This window comes from Sphaerisporangium sp. NPDC005288 (assembly GCF_040607475.1).
Taxonomy (GTDB): Bacteria; Actinomycetota; Actinomycetes; order Streptosporangiales; family Streptosporangiaceae; genus Sphaerisporangium; species Sphaerisporangium rhizosphaerae.
Genome location: NZ_JBEXGT010000118.1, coordinates 1 through 1,275, shown reverse-complemented (window position 1 = coordinate 1,275; position 1,275 = coordinate 1). Strand labels below are relative to the sequence as shown.

Genomic DNA, 1,275 nt, shown 5'->3' with positions numbered 1-1,275 from the left:
CTAGTGCGGTGTCCATGAACGTTCGCCGGGTTGGTTGATCAGGCGGCCTGGTTGGCGGGTCGTCCCCAGCGGCGTTGTTTCTCGCTGCGGATGCGGGCGCGTTCGCGTCGCTGGGCGGCCAGGAGGTCGGGGTGGCGGGCATTGGCGTTGCGCCAGCGCAGGTAGGCCTGCAGCTTGCGGGCCAGGACCGTGTGGTTGGGATGGTCGGAGTTGCCCATCACGAAGCTGCGTAGTGGTCCGAACTGGGCCTCGATGGGATTGGCCCAGGAGGCGTAGGTCGGTGTCAGGCACAACTCGACCTTGTTGGCCGCGGCCCAGGCGCGGATCGCAGGAGTCTTGTTGGCCGACAGGTTGTCGCAGATGACGTAGATGGGAGCGCCGTCCGGGCGGGCGGCTCGGATCGTCTTGAAGGCGGCCAGGGTGTGGTCGGCGCCCTTGCGGGTGCGGGTGATGCCCCACAGCTGATCGTCACCCAGGCTGTAGCAGCCGTGGAAGTAGCGGATGCCGTGGGTGCGCCGGTAGGTGGCCGGCAGCCGGTCGACCTTCCCCTCTCGCGCCCATGCGCTGCCGTGGCAGGGCCGGATCGACAACGGCCCGAACTGGTCGAAGGCGAAACACCGGCCCGGGAACCGGCTGGTGACCTCCTCGATCCGGTCCAGCTTGGCCTCCCGGGCAGGGTCGGTGGACTCCTTCCAGGTGCGGGTGCGCTGGAAGGAGACCTTGTTGCGGTGCAGGAGTTGCCGCAGCCGCTCCCGCCCGACGGTGACCACGCGGGTGGGGTTGCCGGCCAGGTAGGCGGCCAGTTTGCGCAGGCTCCAACGAGTGAAGGGGCGGGCCAGCTTCTCCGGGCGCGTCAGGGCCGTCGCGACGATGAAGGCCTCATCATCGCCGGTGATCAGGCGGGGACGGCCACCCGCCCACTTAGGGTCCAGCGCATCAAGACCTTTGTCGTTGAAAGCGTGGATGACATCACGCACGGTGTCCTCATCGGCGGCCACCAACTGTGCGATCGCACTCACCGTGGTCCCACTGGAGGAGGCCATGATGATCAACGCGCGCCGGACCCGGATAGAACCGTGCTTGCCACGCCGTACCAGCCGTTGCAGCGTCTGACCCTCGTGATCGGTTAATCGCCGTGCTCGCACCGGCTCGGCCATCGCTCCTCCTGCCGTCGGCACCGATTCCTGGTACCGACAGTGGAGGCAAACGCGATCAAACGCTCGCAACCCGTACGGCGTGTCGCACCCCGGCGAACGTATGTGGACACCGCACTAG

Annotated in this window: 1 protein-coding gene; it reads right to left on the bottom strand. The window is 67.5% G+C overall.

All coding sequences use genetic code 11. The features are described 5' to 3' along the window. Window positions 1-38 precede the first annotated feature (38 nt). Window positions 39-1,157, bottom strand: coding sequence for an IS630 family transposase (locus ABZU32_RS40940; protein ID WP_354932188.1), 1,119 nt, complete (start codon window positions 1,155-1,157; stop codon window positions 39-41). Window positions 1,158-1,275 lie beyond the last annotated feature (118 nt).